The following is a 17,334-nucleotide window of genomic DNA, read 5'->3' as shown; positions in this document are numbered from 1 at the left end:
CTATGACTCATCCCGTCACATTGATGGTGGCCCGTCGCGTTGCCGAAGGCCGTTATGATGACTTTCTCACTTGGCTGCATGAAGGCGAACGTCTGGCAACACACTATCCTGGCTATCTAGGATCTGGCGTGCTCTCCCCGCCTCCGGGCGATAATGAAGTCCAGATCATTTTCCGCTTTACCGATGAGCATACTCTGGATGAGTGGGAGCACTCCAGTACACGGCAACGCTGGCTCGAACGCGGACAAGGCTTATTCGAGCAACCTCATGAGCACCGTGCCCAAGGACTCGATACCTGGTTCGCCACCTCGCGAGGCACACCTCCTCGCTGGAAACAAAGCATAGCCGTTTGGCTAGCCTTCTTTCCCATATCCCTGTTGTTCAATGCCTTGTTTGGCGCATCGTTGAGTAGCTTAACGCTCTTACCACGGGTTCTGGTAAGTACCTTAATCCTGACGCCCATCATGGTTTGCCTGTTTATTCCTTTGGTTACTCGCCTGTTATCGGGCTGGCTTAACCAAGCCCCGAACCCTTCGGCGGCACGCCGCCCCCTTCGGGCTGTAATCAGTCGGCAATCTTGAGGTTGTTCCGTGGCATGGGTCTGCGATAATCGTATGTTGTCTACCCTATCGACTGGGTAGGCCGCCCACCTGGTTGTCGGAGTTTCATGCCATGACTGATTCGCTGTCAGTACCGCTGATCGTGACCGGTGCCAACAAGCGTGTTGGCCTAGCCTTGACCAAAGCCCTGAGTCGCCAGGGTTATGAGGTATTGGCCGTCTACCGGGAACAGCCAGGAGAACTGGCCGAACTTGAACAAGTCCAGACGTTTCAGGCAGACCTGAGCTGCCCTGAAGATCGGGAACGCTTGATTGATTACCTGCTTACTCATGCTTTATCTATCCGAGGCATCATCCATAACGCTTCACGCTGGCTGGATGACTCCCTTGAACACCTGAGGCTTATGTATCAAGTGCATCTCGAGGCACCCTACCATTTGAATCAGGCCTTAACGCCTCTTCTACTTAAAGCGCCGCGCGCCGATATTATTCATATAAGCGATGACAGCGCCTTGCGCGGAAGCCGTAACCATATCGCCTATACCGCAACCAAGGCGGGATTAAGTAACTTGACGCTGTCTTTTGCTGAAAAGCTTGCGCCGAGTGTGCGGGTCAACACCATCGCACCGGGTCTTCTCCTGTTCAAGGAAGACAGCACAGTAACGTACCAGCAGGCTACGCTGAAAAAGGCCCTGCTGCCTTACGAACCGGGCGCCGAACCAATCATTGAGGCAGTGCTTTATCTGTTAGCCTCTAGCTACACCACAGGTAGTACCGTTACCGTCAATGGTGGTCGCCACCTTCGTCACGCCAGGAATGCTTAAGTAGATTCCTGGCATAATCTCTTATTCCAGAAGGACTTTCCATGACTGAACAAGAGCGTATCGAGCTTGAGGCTGCCGCCTTCCGCACTCTCGTCGAGCATCTGCGCAAGCGGACCGACGTACAAAACATCGACTTGATGAACTTGTCAGGCTTTTGCCGCAACTGTCTGTCCAAATGGTACAAGGCTGCGGCAGACGAAAAAGGTGTCGATATAAGCTTGGACGATGCACGAGAGGCGATCTATGGAATGCCTTACGCAGAATGGAAAAGCCGTTATCAAAAGGAAGCGACACCTGAACAGGCAGCCGCTTTCAAGGAGAATGCAAAACCATGAATACGTTGGAAAGTTTTCGTCGGCAGCTCAATAGCGGTGAGCATATGTTTGCCGATACGCTGGCCTTTATTGCCGAGCACTATCAGTACACGCCCAGAGCCTTTGTGAATGGCTCGGTAGAAAATGCGGAAGGCCAGAACGAAGGCTCTTGCAAAACCCTAGGTCTGGCGTTGCTGGAAAACTTTAATACCCAAGAAGCTCTGCTAGCCTTTGGCGAACACTATCGCAGTGTTATTGCCACGCCGGAAGGAACGGATCATGCCAACATCCGCTCGCTGATTAGTCATGGCTTAGCCGGTGTCCGCTTCGAGACCTTACCCCTGGTTGCCCTTCGCTAAAGCTCCTCCTTGCCGGGTTTCAATCGGCAAGGAAAACTCATCGCGACGGCCTGCTTCCTGCATTTTTCAATCCCGATCTGAATCATATCCATGCGCCTATCACGTTTTTTCGTCGATCTTCCGCTCTCGCTTGGCCAACATCTATTGCCTGAGGCTCAAGCCCATTATCTAGGACGAGTATTACGTCTGAGTTCTGGCGATGCCGTTCAACTGTTCAACGGCTCCGGTCAGGAGTTTATCGGTGTAGTTGCAGAGATAGGAAAGAAGACAGTGCGGGTCGAGCTGGAAAAGCAGATCAATGGTCTTGAAGAGTCCCGCCTGCGCGTCCATCTGGGTCAGGGCTTGTCACGGGGCGAGCGTATGGACTGGGCCATTCAAAAGGCTACAGAACTCGGCGTTAGTGAAATCACACCGCTTTTGACCGAACGGTGTGAGGTGCGCCTGAAGGACGAACGTGCCGATAAGCGCTTGGCCCACTGGCGCCAGGTTGCCATTAGCGCCTGTGAGCAGTGTGGTCGCTCGGTAATCCCTCTTATTCATCCACCCGTCTTGCTGGCAGACTGGCTAGACAAGAGTGATGCCTCGCTGAAACTCGTCCTACACCCTGTAGCCGAGCCGCTGACACGCCATCCAGCACCTGACTCTTTGGCTTTCTTGATCGGACCAGAGGGTGGGTTAAGCGAGACTGAGGTTAGCCATGCCTTGTCAAAAGGCTTCCAGGCAGCTCGCCTCGGCCCCCGCGTGTTGCGTACCGAGACGGCCCCTGTTGTGGCGCTATCTGTAGCCCAGCAGATGTGGGGTGACTTTTAACGCTCGACTAAGCGATAGGCCTTAAAGAATACCCAGTGTCCCAAGCATCTCTTCCAGCGCAACCAGATCTGGAATTTTCACAATGCTCTCCTCATGCTGAACAGCGGCCAACTCTAAGGGAGCCAACGGTACATCGGCAGCCTGTAATTCAGGCGTAACCCGCATGGATCGTGGTATTCCTTGAACGAGCAAGGCGAGAAAGCGAACATGCTCGCGGCCGCCCAGCGCATTGATGATCGCGACACGAGCTGTCGTACTGCTGCGATCGAATTGCAGCGTCGCCCCAGATGCAGCTTCAAAACTGAGCAGCGGCAGACGCAGGTCACGCCACCCTACCTGCCCCAGGCACCAGTCCGGCATGCCTGAGAGCTTGGGTACTGGGCGATAGGGCACCAACTCAGCTACCGCCACATTAGGCAGCAACAAAGTTCGATCAGTCAGCGAAAGCAGAAGGCCGGTAAGGGCTTCGGTAGAGGGCGCGGCAGGCACTTGGCTCATAATTGCTTCCTTCAGTGAGCGTATTGCTTGGCCAGACGAGCGACCAAGGCCTCGGCCAAGCCTCGCGGATCGGCCGTAAAGGTTGAAAGTCCCGCTTCACGGATGCTTTCTGGCATGCTGGCGCAACTGCAACTGGCTGCGTTTTGCGTCCAGATGGATCCGCCGCGGCGGCGCATATAGGCAGCCGAGGCGCTTCCATCGCTCCCCATTCCGCTGAAGACGATCACGCCGCAACGAGAACCAAAGTGCTGCGCCAGGTTGAGCATCATTTGATCAATTGAGGGCGTATAAGGCTCAGGCCAGCGTCGGTCAGTGATGCGAATTCGAGCATCTTGCTCGAAGCCCAGCTCATGCTGAGTAGGTACGACAATGACCTCACCGCAACGTAGATGATCGCCTGGCTGAGCGACTTGTACTTGCCATTGACTGTGACGCCCTACTGCCATTGGCAAAGTGGCTTCGAAGTTAGCGTCGATGTGTTGAGCGTACAGAAAACCAATCGGCAAACTTCCCGGCAAAACATCGAGAAATGCCTTCACTGCATCAGGTCCACCCATGGAGGCAGCCAATAGCCAAACCTCTTTAGCCGGCTCACCTTGAAGGGAGGCTTTTGCCAAGCCTTCAGGCACACTGAGCCGTTCCGGGCGGCTAGTATCTGCCAGCAAAGCTTGTAAACTAGGGCCTACGGCTTCAGTAGTATCACCGACCAAGTGTTTCAGCTTCGTCACTAATCGCCGCTCCCAGCGGGGAAAAAGCTCCGAGTTGAACTCTGGCGCCTGCCCTTCTCCAAATAGAACAGGGGTCGATGTATTCTCCAGCAGATCATCCAGTAAGTCGGAATCCTCCGACTCCGCTAGATCGACCAGCCATAAGTCAGTATTACAGGCTCGCAGCATCTCTGTACTAAGCCGAGCAGGATCACTGTTGAACACGACCTGGTAGCCGTTTCCTGCTAGCACCTGCTGTAACACGTAACGTTGCAGCGAAGTGTCGGCCAGAATTGCAACCCGCACTGCTGATTTCTCAGTCATGATCCTTCACCAACTCATGGATGCGGGTAAGAAGCTCGTTTTCCTGATACGGCTTACCTAGATAATGGTTCACGCCAATAGCACGTGCGCGGTCACGGTGTTTTTCACCGGTACGCGACGTAATCATAATGATAGGCAACTCCTTGAGGTGCTCATCGTGACGGACCAGCGAGGCCACTTCGAAGCCATCCATACGTGGCATTTCGATATCGAGCAGGAGGATATCAGGGCGACGCTCTTGCAACAGGGCAATGGCGTCAACCCCATCCTTGGCGGTAACCACGTCCATCCCATGTCGCTCGAGCAGACGGCTCGTCACTTTACGTACCGTAACCGAGTCGTCCACCACCATGACATATGTAGGTCGTACGGCTTCATGCTCGACGGCACGCTCAAGAGCGATAGTAGACGGCGAAGTACTAGTGGTCTGCCGCGTGTAATGACTACGAATCAGGGCCAGCAAGTCGAGAATCACGACGACCCGGCCATCCCCTAGAATAGTCGCCCCGGAAATACCAGATACCCCTGTAAACTGAGGCCCAAGGCTTTTCACCACGATTTCTCGAGAGCCGGCCAAGGTGTCAATCTGTATGGCTACGGCATGCTCATTCGAGCGCACCAGAATAACCGGCAGCGGCAACGGCTGATTGCTCAATTTGGGGCGCTGTCCATTGTCTAGCAATTCCCCCAAGTATTTCAGCTCATAGGTCTGTCCGGCGTACTGAAAAGCACCTGCACCTGACTGGTAATAGGCTTCCAGCTCGGTCGCAGATACCCGAACAATACCTTCAATAGTATTGAGCGGTACGGCATACAGATCTTCACCCGAATACACCATCAAAGCCCGGTTGACCGATACGGTAAAAGGCAGACGGATCGAAAACCGTGTTCCCTCACCCGGCACCGACTGAATACTCATGCTACCGCCCAACTGCTTGACCTCAGAATGGACAACGTCCATGCCTACGCCACGCCCTGAGATCTGAGTCACCTGTGATGCCGTAGAGAAACCCGATTCCAAAATAAACTGCATAACGTCCTGATCGGACATCTCGCTTTGGGGATCCAGTAGTCCACGCTCAATCGCCTTGCGTCTGACAGCAGGCAGATCAATGCCTCGACCGTCGTCAGCCAAAGTCAACAGAATATCGCCGCCTTCGCGCCCCAACGTTAATTTGATCTGCCCTACCTCTGGCTTTCCGACAGCCTTACGTGCCTCTCCAGTCTCAATACCATGATCGACAGCGTTGCGAAGCATATGCTCAAGCGGAGCCACGATGCGCTCAAGAACGTTACGGTCCAGCTCCCCCTCTGGGTTATCGATCTCGAAGTCGACCTGCTTACCCAGTTCGCTGGCAACTTGTCGAACCACACGACGCAGACGCGGCACCATTCGATCGAATGGCACCATGCGTGTTTGCATCAAGCCTTCCTGCAATTCAGTATTCACGCGCGCCTGCTGCAGCAAAAGCGTCTCTGCATCGCGATTACGTAAAGCCAGCGTGTTTTTAAGATCTAACAAGTCAGAAGCAGACTCAAACAACGAGCGGGACAGCTGTTGTAATTGTGAGTAGCGGTCCATTTCCAACGGATCGAATTCTTCGTAGCCTGCCCGCTCGCTTTCTCCCTGATGGCGGCTCAGAATCTCGGCCTGGGTTTCCATATCAAGTCGGCGCAGCTGATCTCGCACCCGCTCGATCGTTGCCTCCATTTCGCCCAGTGTTGTACTGATGTCACTGACCTGCTGCTCAACACGCCCGCGGAAAATGGAAGTCTCACCCGCCAGATTGACTAGGCCCTCGAGCAGATCGGCAGGAACCCGCACCAACTCCTGAGGTGCGCGTCGATTACCTTCACGACGTGCAGCTTCTTGGGCACGCTGTACGAACGGCAGTATGCGAACTTCTTCGACATCCTGCTGAGCCGTGGCGGCCATGACCGGTGCCAACATTTCTTCGGGCTCGAGCTCATCGACCGCCATAACAGCAAGCGAATCTGAAGCAAGCTGCTGACGACGTGCCCGCAAAGCCGTTACTTCAGTAGCAAGATCAGCCACACCCGACTGGGCACGAGCTTTAAGTTCAGCTGCACGCTCTGCTGTTACTACACCATTAAGCGGATTGGCCTCACCTAGCTCTTGCTCCAGCAAGTGAGCATCGTTCCCTAGCGAAAGCTGACCTGCTAAGCGCGCCCCCCCTTTCAAGGTATGCAAGCAGCGCAGTAACTCATCAACGGCTTCCTCAGCATTCTCTGACTGCATCCACTGTTGTAGCGCCTGCTCCATGCTGTCCAGCAGGTCCTCTGCCTCCTCAATGAAAATATCGAGGATTTCATCTTCTTCATCGCTATCAACTAGCGTTTGCGCCGGTATCAAACTTACGCTGGCCGGGCGCTCCAGCTGTCCCTGGGCATCGGAGCGGAAACGTCGGATAGCATCTATATGCTCGATACCATTAGGCGCTGGCCGCTGCTCTCTAACAGCAGCTAACATTTCAGCCAGGCAATCATGGCTTCGATGCAGTAAGGCGAAAAGCTCATCACTAGCCCTTAAATGGCCAGCGCTCAAGCTTTCATAAAGAAACTCAAGTTCATGCGCCAGACTGCTCACAGGCTCTATTTCAGCCATGCGAGCCCCCCCTTTCAGGGTATGCAAGTCACGCTGCAAAGCCTCTAGTTCAAAACTGTTCTGAGTATCAGCCTGCCAACGCACGAGCGAAGCTGAAGTACTCTCAAGAATATCATCCCCTTCCTCAAGGAAGATGTGGATCAGCTCCGCATCGGCTCCATAAGCCTCATCTTCCGCTGCACTGACATTAAGGGAGGGAGCTTCGACAAGACTACCTTCGCTTCTAGAGGAAGGGACTTGTCGATAGGACTGTATCTCTGCGATCAGGTCATCAGGAGACGCCAGCATTTCGTGACGTCGGAGCTGATCGAGTTGCTGAGCGATACGATCGTGGCAGCGCTGAAGCAAAGGTCTGAGCTCAGGAGTGGCTGAGTAACGACCATCGACCAATCCTTCATAAAGCGTCTCGAGCTCATGAGCCAGGTTGCTGATTGGCTCTATATCAGCCATCCTGGCGCCCCCTTTCAGGGTATGCAGGTCGCGCTGCAACGTCCAAAGATAGTTAGGGTTGGAAGGATCATCATACCACCGCTCTAGTGCCAAGCCTGCACTATCCAGAAGATCAACGGCTTCTTCTAGAAAAATAGCGACCATTTCATTATCGAAATCGTCTTCTTCCCAAGAAAAGCCAGCAGCTGCCGTGGTATCAGTAGATTCCAACGAGGGCACACTAACAGTGTTCTCTGGTTCTTCAATGAGCGCCCACTCTGGATTTTCGAGAGCTTTGTCTACGCCTTCTTCAACTCCTGGCTCTGGCAGAGTCTCTGGCGCGTCAATGTGCTCCCTAGGTTCTAGAGTGATATCGACAGTGGTTAGCTCAATCTCTTCTGCTTCTGCTTCTGCTTCTGCTTCTGCTTCTGCTTCTGCTTCTGCTTCTAAGTGTTCGTCTTGAACATCAATAGCTTCTATATCAAAGAGCACATTTTGTAAGGCAGCGATACGCTCAGGCTGAGCTGTGGCTCGCAAACCCACAGCCAACTGATTGAGCATACTGACCAAGGCCTCCTGCGAAGCCAGGACCTCATCGAAGAACTGTTCCCGATTGGGTAACGCTCCGCTAATAATGGCTTGGTAAACCTCGCAAAGAGCCGATCCTAATGCTTCAACATCTACCAGCCCTACATCCGCCGCTCTATCGGTAAAAAGAGTAAAGTCTGAAGCCAGCGAGGCAGCATGTGTAGCGTCATCGCCCTCGTCCTGTTGCCAGGACTCTAGCAATTCATCTCCATGCAAAAGGATATCCATGCCTTCCATAAGGAAGTCGAGCAAACGCTGCCGGTCATAACGGCTACCTGATTGAGGAGTCGCATCAGACGCCAAGGGAACGACACGATCGTCAAGGAGAGCATCCAGGCGAGCTAACAACTCGTCATTATCGACCAGGTCGATATCAACTCGCCCACTAGCCAACTGATTTAGCCCACCCCTGATCGAATTGGCAGCATCGGCCAGCACATCTCGCTCAGAGGTCTCAAAGGGCGTATGGCTGGATTTATATTCTTTGACTACACGTTCAAGCAGAGCCGCCATGTCTGCAATCGGTGCAATTCCGGCCATATGTGCACTACCCTTAAGGGTATGCAGGGCTCGTAGGAGATTATCTGTAACCGGTAGCGACGATAGTTCGGACTGATTTAAATACTCCGAAACTGTAGCAAGATGGGTTTCCGCTTCGTTACAGAAGATATCCAGTAATAAAGGATCGATAGTGTCCTGGTGCAGCTCTAGGCTATCCGGCTTGAGCTCAAGGGATGGCTCTTCAAGCGACTCCCCGGTACCAATAGCATCCACGTCAGGTTGCTCAACCTGAGGCTTCGCCATTTCCTCAGTCTGGAGCACAAGCTCTTCATGAGAAGCCGCGTCACTTCCAGCTTCAACTTCTACTTCTTCCTGCTCAGCAATTGGCAATCCTAATGCTAATGCATGTGCAGCTGCGGCTAGATAATCAACATCATTGCGCTGACGCTGTTGATGGTTTGCATATTCATCAATCAATTGCGGTAGAAGCTTTACTACTTCACTTACAACATAAATTGCGTCTGGAGAGGACTCTACCGTACGATCAATGATGCGATTAAGAAGGTTTTCAATAGCCCATGACAGCTCGCCAATGACCAAGGCGCGCACCATACGGCCGCTGCCTTTCAGCGTATGGAATGCCCTGCGACTCTCACTTAGCGCTTCCTTATCAGCTGTATTTTCTTCCCACCGGGGAATATAGGTTGTCAGTGCATCGAGAACTTCTTCAGCCTCCTCGATAAAAACTTCTCGAAGATCTTCTTCGACGGGCTCTTCATCTGCAGGAGGCGGTAACAGGCTAGGCGGCGCGTTCTTAGCAGGCGGATTGATTGGCGCTACGGGAGAAGCCATCACCTGAGCCAGCCCCATTGCCTCTTCACTCGTAGGCAATGTTAAAGGCGCAGGCGCTACAAGGCTCTCCGACTCTTCAGGCTCGCCTTGAGACTCTACTTCACTTACATATTCTTCAGGTTGGTCAGTTTTTGCCGCTTCGGAGTTATCTTTGAGAAAAATAGACTCTATATCGTTAGATATCGACAGCTCATCAGGTTTGATCGCCTGCTGCTCAGCTGTATCTACTAATTCTTCTACCGAAAACTCGCCTGAATCTTCAGAAGTCTCGTCAGTAACAATATTCTGACTTTCGAAAGCCGTTTCTGCCGGCAATGCCTCTTCGACATTATCTGTAACGTCTGCCTTGGCCATCGGCTCCAGCAGTTCCGGCTTTTCGAATTCATCTACAGTAGCAAGCGGCGCTTCTCCAATGCGTAGATCCCGCTCCGACTCTAGGGTATGCCGGACCTCTTTCGAGTACTCAGGTGCAGTCACAGGCATCTTGACTGGCTCGACGACGTCTACACCGCCTACCGATATCAAGGGGTAGCCAAGCGATACCATGCTTTCTTCGGCCACATCCAGAATCATGTCTTGCTGCGTACTAGAATCATCCGTAAGACGCTCTAGGTAGTACTCAACGCTGGTAATTGCATCAGCCAATGTATCCAGGCTCTGCCAGTCCGGTACAGCCTGACGATCAAGCAGCTCCTGCTGTACATAGCGATTACAGGCCTCCACCAGCCCAGCTGCCCTTGCAAGAGGAATCATGCCCAGACCGCCACGCACCTGTGTCAGTAATTGCGGCACAGATTGCAAATGCTCATGATTCCATTGAGATGCGATGAATTCGATAATGGCGTCTTTGGTCTGCTCGAGCCCACTGCGCGCTTCCCTGATGACTAGCTGGTGCACCTGAGCCACGTCGGTAGTCGGAAGGTGATCTTCCTCTTCCTCGCTCGACTCAACGATGCCAGTCATACCCGCCAATGTGGCTTCGACATATAAAAGTGCGCCCGCAATATCCATGAGCGCAGCATCAGTACTCGGTCGTGCTCCAACCGCTAGTGCAGAGACTTCATCAATCTGATCAAGAATAACGCGCCGTGGTTGCCCAAAACCCAAAACGGCCAATGTATCGGCAATCTGCTTAAGGGGTGACAGCAATGTATTTAATTCAGAGGATTGCTGCCGATCACTGCGCACATACAGATCCAGGCTATCTTTAATGCGGACAAGCTCTTCACGCAGCGCTGTAACCACTGAGCGCATTGCATCACGATCAGGACCTATCCCTGCTGCTTCATCTGCAGCAGACTGTCCTGATATATGCAAGGCCTCTTCAAGACGGTATTGCGCCTTGATCGCGGCTATTCGGGGTGTTTGACTTGGCGCCTTGGCCAAATAAAACAATAGATCCCGCGTTAGATCATAGGATGCCGGCTGGTTCATCGCTGCGGCGCCATTGATCAGGAGTCGTTTCACCTCATGATCGATACGCCGCAGAAAAACACGTACACGGCTGTCATTTTCAAGTGTCCCGACTGTCAGCCCTTCGATCATGGCGGAAGCCATAGGCCAAAGTTCGCCTAAGGGGCTGTCATGACACAACTGCTCAAGACGACCAAAAACACGAGTCAAATAGACAAGATGACTGGAGACGCCCTGGTTACGGAACAGACTGACCTGTGCAACCTGCAATACCTGCCGTAGCTTTCTGATCATGGCTGACCATTCAGCAGTATTTCGGTGGCTTACCTCTTCCGGGGTCAATGACGGAATAACGGGAGGCGCGATAGGCGAGAAGAAGTTGACTTCCGAGAGTGGTCTTTCACCCCGAGCCGCTCGCAGCTCATTGAGCAGCGGCAGTACCATCATGGGTAAGTCGCGCCGCGCACTTAGTATACGGTCAAGATAGGAGGGCAGCTGCAGGATAGCCCTCATCAGAACCTCAAGCGCCTCGCCTCTATCATGTCCCGTAGCGCTTTGAAGCGTTTCTGTCAAACGCTCCATTTCTTCGGCGAGCAGGGCCGCACCGTAGAACTCTACCATTTGTAGAGTGCCATGAACCTGATGGATATAAGTCAGGCAAAACCGTATCCGCGTACTATCCTGGGGATTCTCGACGAACGCTTCGAGCGCATGCTGAGCCTGCTTGAGTGTTTCGGCGATTTCGCCCTTGACCCACTCCAGAGCGACATAATCGTGCCGATCCGCCATATCCACTCCATTCATACCGTTAAGCTACCCTGCGGGTAAAAGCCAGAACGCGCTCATCCCCGAGCGGAACGAGCTCAGGATGAGTCCAATTACTCATTTCACCCACGCCGATGACCAGCAATCCCCCTGGCGTCAATTTATTCACCAGTTGGTTGAGGATGTCCTTACGAAGCCATCGACGGAAATAAATAAGTACGTTCTGACAGAAAATGACATCCATGCCAGACAATGGCGCCTTAGCAAGCTCCAGCATATTTAGACGCGCGCAACATAAGCGGCTCCTCAATGCAGGAACGATGGACAGGCGGCCATCCGCATGATCCTGGAAGTACCGCTTGCGAAGCGAAGCTTCCACAGACTGAACCTTTTGAGCCATGTACAAACCCAGCCGGGCGCGATTCAAAGCTTCCGAGCTGATATCGGTGCCAAATACCCCATACGTTTCCGGTAGGCCCGCATGACGAAGCACTTCCGATGCAGTAATAGCCATTGAGTAGGCTTCCTCACCACTGGAGCAGCCAACACTCCATAAGGACCAAACCTTACCGGGAGACGTTTTCAACCGCTCGCTCAGGTAACTCTCCATTACCTCGAACGAAGGGGTATGACGAAAGAATTGAGTGAACTGAACCGTGAGATGGTTCAACAGGCTTGTCCATTCTATAGCTCCATCGACGCCCTGAGTCACATAGCGGTAATAAGCGGCATAGTCCCGAATTCCTACCTCTCGCATACGAGCGGTTAGATGACTTTGGAGAAAGTAGCGTCGTCGGTCGTTAATAACGATACCGACTCGTGACTCCAGTAAACGCTGCCAGTCGGAAAACTCCGTTGGCAACATCTCTACTGGAGGCTCTATCACCCGCTGCTCGGATCGCTCGAGCTGAACTGCACTAGCGTCCATAACCTCTTGCCGCTCCGTTGTATGAGTGAGGTTACTGATCCGAAGACTGGTCTTCCGGCAACTTAAAGCCTGAAACGGAGCGCTTCATTTCGTTCGCCATTTTTGCCAAATCACCGATGCTACGTGCCGTAGTGGTAGTACCCGCTGACGTTTGCGTGGTGATTTCCTGAATTACATTCATGGTGCTCGAAATGTGACCAGCAGACGAAGCCTGCTGACGTGCTGCGTTAGAAATATTCTGAATCAAACCGGCCAGAGCACGCGATACCTTTTCAATTTCCTCCAGAGCAACACCTGCGTCCTGAGCCAGAGCAGCTCCACGAACCACTTCAGAAGTTGTTTGCTCCATGGAGATAACCGCTTCGTTGGTATCGGTCTGAATGGCTTTTACCAAGGCCTCAATCTGCTTAGTCGCTCCGGAAGAACGTTCAGCCAAGCGCTGTACCTCGTCTGCTACTACGGCGAAACCACGGCCAGCATCACCCGCCATCGATGCCTGAATAGCAGCGTTAAGCGCAAGGATGTTGGTCTGATCGGCAATGTCGTTGATGAGGCTTACAATGTCGCCAATCTCTTGGGAAGACTCACCCAGACGCTTGATTCGCTTGGACGTATCCTGAATCTGCTCACGGATGTTATCCATACCCACGATTGTATTATGTACAACCTGGTTGCCTTTATTCGCGATCGATACCGAACGCTCCGCTACTGCGGTTGATTCCGAAGCGTTGGCCGATACCTGATCGATCGAGACCGCCATTTCGTTCACCGCCGCCGAGGCTCCTGCAATTTCCTGAGCCTGATGTTCGGAAGCTTCGGCCAAGTGAATAGCTGTCGCCTGAGTTTCCTGGGCAGCAACCGATACCTGCTGAGCGGTATGGTTGATCGTCTTGACCAATTCGCGGAGCTGATCGATGGAGTAGTTGATGGAGTCAGCAATCGCACCGGTAAAGTCTTCCGTTACGGTAGCTTCTACGGTCAGGTCACCGTCTGCCAAATCGGCAATCTCATCCAGTAGACGAAGAATCGCAGTCTGGTTGCGCTGATTCTTTTCATCTGTCTCGGCCAGTCGCTGGCGTGTTTCCTTAACCATAATCAAGCCAATGGCAATGATCGAAGCCAAAGCGATGAAGGCTAATACATAACCACCGAGTACATTGATGCGACGCTCTGCCGTGACGTTGCTATAGCCTTGCGCCAGATCAGAAACTTTACCAAGTAGCTGTTCAGAACCGGAAAAGATCTGGTTAGATGCTTCACGAACTACAAGCAGCTCTGCAGAAGTGCCCAGAATCTCGTCCACGTTTCCGGATACAAACTCGAACAACTCGTTAACTTCATTCAAGCGCCCCACTGCTTCCGGATCGGTAACCTTGGTAATGTTCATGGACACGTTGCCATCGAGCATTGCCGTCAAAACACGACCGAACATGCTAGCGTCACGACCGAAGCTGTCAGCGGCCTGTACAGCAGACTGATCACCCGCTAGAACCTTGTTCACGGATCCCAGAATACGCTCGGCGAGAAGAGCCTGACGCTGAGCTACAGCTACCTGCTGTGCAGGAGCATTACGCTCCAGGAGGATATCCACGATCTCGTCATATTCCACCTGCAATTGAGGAATGGTTTCAGCAAGGGTAGTCGCCAACTGATGCAAAGAAAGAACCGTTTGCTCGCTAGCGATAATGTCGTCCGCGCTCTTGCGAAGTGTGTCCCACTCCTTCTGTACAGCCTCTATTTCCGGAGCGACATTAGAGGATGAAGGTGGCAGGCCCGCTAGATCATCACCGTTAACAAGGATGTCCCAACGCTTTTCGAACTCGTTACGCGCAGTCTTAAGTTGACTGAACGCCTCAGGCTTACCGGTAGCCGCTTCGGAAGCATTGGTAGCAATCCGTTGAGAGAGAACTCTTAACTCTCCAGCGTGTCCAAGATACTGCTTGTCGTGGTTTGCCTGCGTACTCAAGTAAGCGAAGTTTGCAAACAGCAAGACAATAGAAATGATCAACGCGACAAAAAGGCCCGCGATTAAAGAACTGGTTTTTCCTGCATTCGTTTTCTTCATCATTGGCCCCCGCCTGGACCGATTTATTGCATATTCCCTGTAGAAAAGCCGTCACCGGCTCCCATACTCCCTTTTACGTATGCAATTATTCGACCAGCCGCTGACTGGAAGAGTCGCATACATGAGTACCGCTGTAGTTGGCTTGAGCCTTCGATGATCGTTCAGGCTTCTATTTTGTATGCCGTGACCTAGGCAGCCACGCTCAGAAATTGCTGATGCCTCACTAGCGCATGAGGACTGAACACCAGCCACTCAGATTCACGAGTAAATGCGCCATGAATAAAAGGCTGTAGAGAATCGGCTGATGTTGCTGGCAATTCGGAAAAAGAGGCATTTGGGAAATACTGCATACCCAACACTTCATCTACGATAAGACCGGCAAAAATATCATCAACATCAACGACAAGAATCCGTCGCTTTAAACGTGATGACGACGACTCTCCTCCCAGAAAGACATTTAAGTCCATAAGGGGCAAAAGGCGACCCCGCACGTTGGCAACGCCCTTCACCCAAGGTTTTACGCCTGGAAGCTGTGTATAACGTGGCTCATGAAGAATCTCATTTATTTCCCCCATAGGCGCTACGAACAGCTGTGTTCCCATGCGAAATCCAATACCGCTCCAAGAACGCACCATTTCCTGTTGAGCAGGTAAGCCCGCTGCCAGGTCTCGGCAACGCCCCTCCATCTGGGAAAGGATGAAATAAGGAGAATATGTGTTACGCATGGGAGAATCCTGCCTTGGATACGAAACCAATCAACCCTTCAATACGCCCGCCAAGGTTTTCAAGAGCGTGTCTTCATCGATAGGCTTGGTCAGATAATCGCGCGCACCCTGGCGCTTACCCCAGACCTTGTCGGTTTCCTGATCCTTCGTCGTAACGATAACGACTGGGATTTGGCTAGTTTCGCTGTCTTTAGTCAGCTGACGAGTCGCCTGAAAACCATTGAGGCCTGGCATGACGATGTCCATCAAGACGACATCAGGCTTTTCCTGACGAGCCAAGGCAACGCCATCAGCCCCATTCTCAGCCTTAAGCACCTGATGGCCATGCTTTTCCAGCATTGCAGTCAGCTTGTACATTTCCGTTGGAGAGTCATCAACGATTAATATTCTGGCCATAATTGAGATCCTACGTTGTCAGCACCACGAAGACGTCTTAAGACGTATGCTCGACGGGGTTAAAGCTGGGAACATGAGTTTTAATTGCGCCTATCAGCTCTTCTTTGCTGAATGGCTTGGTGAGGTATTGGTCGGACCCGACGATCCGGCCCTTGGCCTTGTCAAACAGACCATCACGGGATGAAAGCATGATGACCGGCGTCGACTTAAAAGCACTGTTATTCTTGATCAGCGCACACGTCTGATAACCATCCAGACGCGGCATCATGATATCAACGAAAATGATATTAGGATGATTGTCGGCAATTTTAGCGAGCGCGTCGAATCCGTCGACCGCAGTGATCACTTCGCAACCCACTTTTTTGAGTAGCGTCTCGGCCGTTCGACGAATCGTTTTCGAATCGTCGATTACCATCACTTTCAGCCCTTCGGAGTACTGTTCCATGTTTGATCTACCACCACATCGGCGAGTGACAACGCCTTTAACAATGCGTTACAGCCTATATTAGAGTGTCGGCTGGAAACCGGGCCTTTTTAGCACACTCTACAGGGCCAATCTATTAATCACCGGACTGCCGGTTTTTTCTTGATAACTAGGTGCGCTATCGCCACTCTGAGCGTTCATCAGCCTCGGCTGCATCTGGCCGTCAAACCGTTGCTTTGGAGAATCGATCAATGAGCTTACGCATCGGGATAATCATGGATCCCATTGCCCACATTTCCTATAAGAAGGACAGTTCACTGGCCATGCTGTGGGCAGCCCAAGCCCGCGGCTGGGCGCTGCATTACATAGAGATGCAGGACCTGTACCAGCTTGACGGCAAAGCGCGAACTCGTTGCCGATCACTGACAGTTCACCAGGATCCAGAGCACTGGTTTGACCTGGGCGAACAGCAGGATTTACCGCTTGGCGACCTTGATATCATTCTGATGCGCAAGGATCCGCCGTTCGACAATGAATACATTTATGCTACCTATATGTTAGAGCAGGCAGAGCGTGAAGGCTGCCTTATCGTTAACAAACCTGAAAGCTTACGAGACTGCAACGAGAAATTTTTTGCCACTTTGTTCCCAGAATTGGCACCCCCTACTCTTGTAAGCCGCCGAGCCGATTTGATTCGAGAGTTCTCCAAGACCCATGGCGATATTATTCTCAAACCGCTTGATGGTATGGGAGGCACCTCGGTGTTCCGTCATCGTGAGGGTGATCCAAACTTATCTGTCATTCTAGAAACGTTGACCGATCATGGTAAACGCCAGATCATCGCTCAACGTTATCTACCGGGTATCAAAGATGGTGACAAGCGGATCCTGATGATAGATGGCGAGCCGGTAGAGTACTGCCTTGCCCGTATTCCAGCGCAAGGCGAGACCCGCGGCAATCTGGCAGCGGGCGGTCGGGGTGTGGCTCAGCCATTATCCTCACGCGACCGAGAAATTGCTGCAGCAGTCGGGCCAGAGCTACGTAAACGTGGGCTTATATTCGTAGGGCTCGATGTGATTGGCGAACACCTTACCGAAATTAATGTCACGAGCCCGACCTGTATCCGCGAAATAGATAATGCCTACGGCACAAATATCGCTGATCGCCTGATGGATGTCCTTGAAAAGAGCGTGTCAGTGAGACGTGCGCAATAGACTTTTGCTCGCA

General features: G+C 52.4%; 14 protein-coding genes. 6 read left to right on the top strand and 8 right to left on the bottom strand.

All coding sequences use genetic code 11. The annotated features are described in order from the left end of the window. Positions 1 to 2: 2 nt before the first annotated feature. The 5 genes from IQ22_RS00600 (at position 3) to IQ22_RS00580 (ending at position 2,866) form a co-directional block, all read left to right on the top strand. Entirely contained in the window at positions 3 to 581 is a 579-nt protein-coding gene (locus tag IQ22_RS00600) for an antibiotic biosynthesis monooxygenase (protein WP_145136478.1), read from the top strand. A gap of 91 nt (positions 582 to 672) precedes the next feature. Beyond that, positions 673 to 1,383 (top strand): dihydromonapterin reductase, encoded by a 711-nt coding sequence (gene folM, locus IQ22_RS00595; protein ID WP_145136475.1) that lies wholly within the window; start codon positions 673 to 675, stop codon positions 1,381 to 1,383. A gap of 41 nt (positions 1,384 to 1,424) precedes the next feature. Then, positions 1,425 to 1,718, top strand: a complete 294-nt coding sequence (locus IQ22_RS00590) for a DUF1244 domain-containing protein (protein WP_145136472.1) — start codon at positions 1,425 to 1,427, stop codon at positions 1,716 to 1,718. Then, entirely contained in the window at positions 1,715 to 2,056 is a 342-nt protein-coding gene (locus tag IQ22_RS00585) for a HopJ type III effector protein (protein ID WP_145136469.1), read from the top strand. The genes IQ22_RS00590 and IQ22_RS00585 overlap by 4 nt, the downstream gene beginning before the upstream one ends. A 90-nt stretch (positions 2,057 to 2,146) precedes the next feature. After that, positions 2,147 to 2,866, top strand: coding sequence for a 16S rRNA (uracil(1498)-N(3))-methyltransferase (locus IQ22_RS00580; RefSeq protein WP_145136465.1), 720 nt, complete (start codon positions 2,147 to 2,149; stop codon positions 2,864 to 2,866). A gap of 21 nt (positions 2,867 to 2,887) precedes the next feature. Here the strand turns inward: IQ22_RS00580 and IQ22_RS00575 are convergent, their stop codons facing one another. The 8 genes from IQ22_RS00575 to pilG all read right to left on the bottom strand — a co-directional run bounded on the left by IQ22_RS00575 (position 2,888) and on the right by pilG (position 16,128). Beyond that, on the bottom strand, positions 2,888 to 3,364 hold the full coding sequence (locus tag IQ22_RS00575; protein WP_145136462.1) for a chemotaxis protein CheW: 477 nt from the start codon (positions 3,362 to 3,364) through the stop codon (positions 2,888 to 2,890). 11 nt (positions 3,365 to 3,375) lie between these two features. Continuing rightward, positions 3,376 to 4,395, bottom strand: a complete 1,020-nt coding sequence (locus IQ22_RS00570; RefSeq protein ID WP_145136459.1) for a chemotaxis protein CheB — start codon at positions 4,393 to 4,395, stop codon at positions 3,376 to 3,378. Continuing rightward, complete coding sequence (locus tag IQ22_RS00565) at positions 4,388 to 11,593, bottom strand: Hpt domain-containing protein (RefSeq protein WP_145136456.1); 7,206 nt, start codon at positions 11,591 to 11,593, stop codon at positions 4,388 to 4,390. The genes IQ22_RS00570 and IQ22_RS00565 overlap by 8 nt, the downstream gene beginning before the upstream one ends. A gap of 19 nt (positions 11,594 to 11,612) precedes the next feature. Further along, positions 11,613 to 12,497, bottom strand: a complete 885-nt coding sequence (locus IQ22_RS00560; protein ID WP_145136453.1) for a CheR family methyltransferase — start codon at positions 12,495 to 12,497, stop codon at positions 11,613 to 11,615. 31 nt (positions 12,498 to 12,528) lie between these two features. Beyond that, on the bottom strand, positions 12,529 to 14,562 hold the full coding sequence (locus IQ22_RS00555) for a methyl-accepting chemotaxis protein (RefSeq protein WP_145137541.1): 2,034 nt from the start codon (positions 14,560 to 14,562) through the stop codon (positions 12,529 to 12,531). 188 nt (positions 14,563 to 14,750) lie between these two features. Beyond that, a complete protein-coding gene (locus tag IQ22_RS00550) occupies positions 14,751 to 15,287 on the bottom strand; it encodes a chemotaxis protein CheW (protein WP_145136450.1) in 537 nt (178 codons plus the stop codon). Positions 15,288 to 15,317: 30 nt separating this feature from the next. After that, positions 15,318 to 15,683, bottom strand: a complete 366-nt coding sequence (gene pilH / locus IQ22_RS00545; protein ID WP_145136447.1) for a twitching motility response regulator PilH — start codon at positions 15,681 to 15,683, stop codon at positions 15,318 to 15,320. 37 nt (positions 15,684 to 15,720) lie between these two features. Beyond that, positions 15,721 to 16,128, bottom strand: coding sequence for a twitching motility response regulator PilG (pilG, locus tag IQ22_RS00540; protein ID WP_145136444.1), 408 nt, complete (start codon positions 16,126 to 16,128; stop codon positions 15,721 to 15,723). A gap of 230 nt (positions 16,129 to 16,358) precedes the next feature. Here pilG and gshB point away from each other — a divergent pair, with 230 nt between their 5' ends. Then, positions 16,359 to 17,321, top strand: coding sequence for a glutathione synthase (gshB, locus tag IQ22_RS00535; RefSeq protein WP_145136442.1), 963 nt, complete (start codon positions 16,359 to 16,361; stop codon positions 17,319 to 17,321). Positions 17,322 to 17,334: the final 13 nt, after the last annotated feature.

The sequence above is a fragment of the Pseudomonas duriflava genome, from assembly GCF_007830155.1.
GTDB classification, from domain to species: Bacteria; Pseudomonadota; Gammaproteobacteria; order Pseudomonadales; family Pseudomonadaceae; genus Chryseomonas; species Chryseomonas duriflava.
Note: the sequence above shows the minus strand (reverse complement) of the source record. Positions and strands in the feature narration are given on the sequence as shown.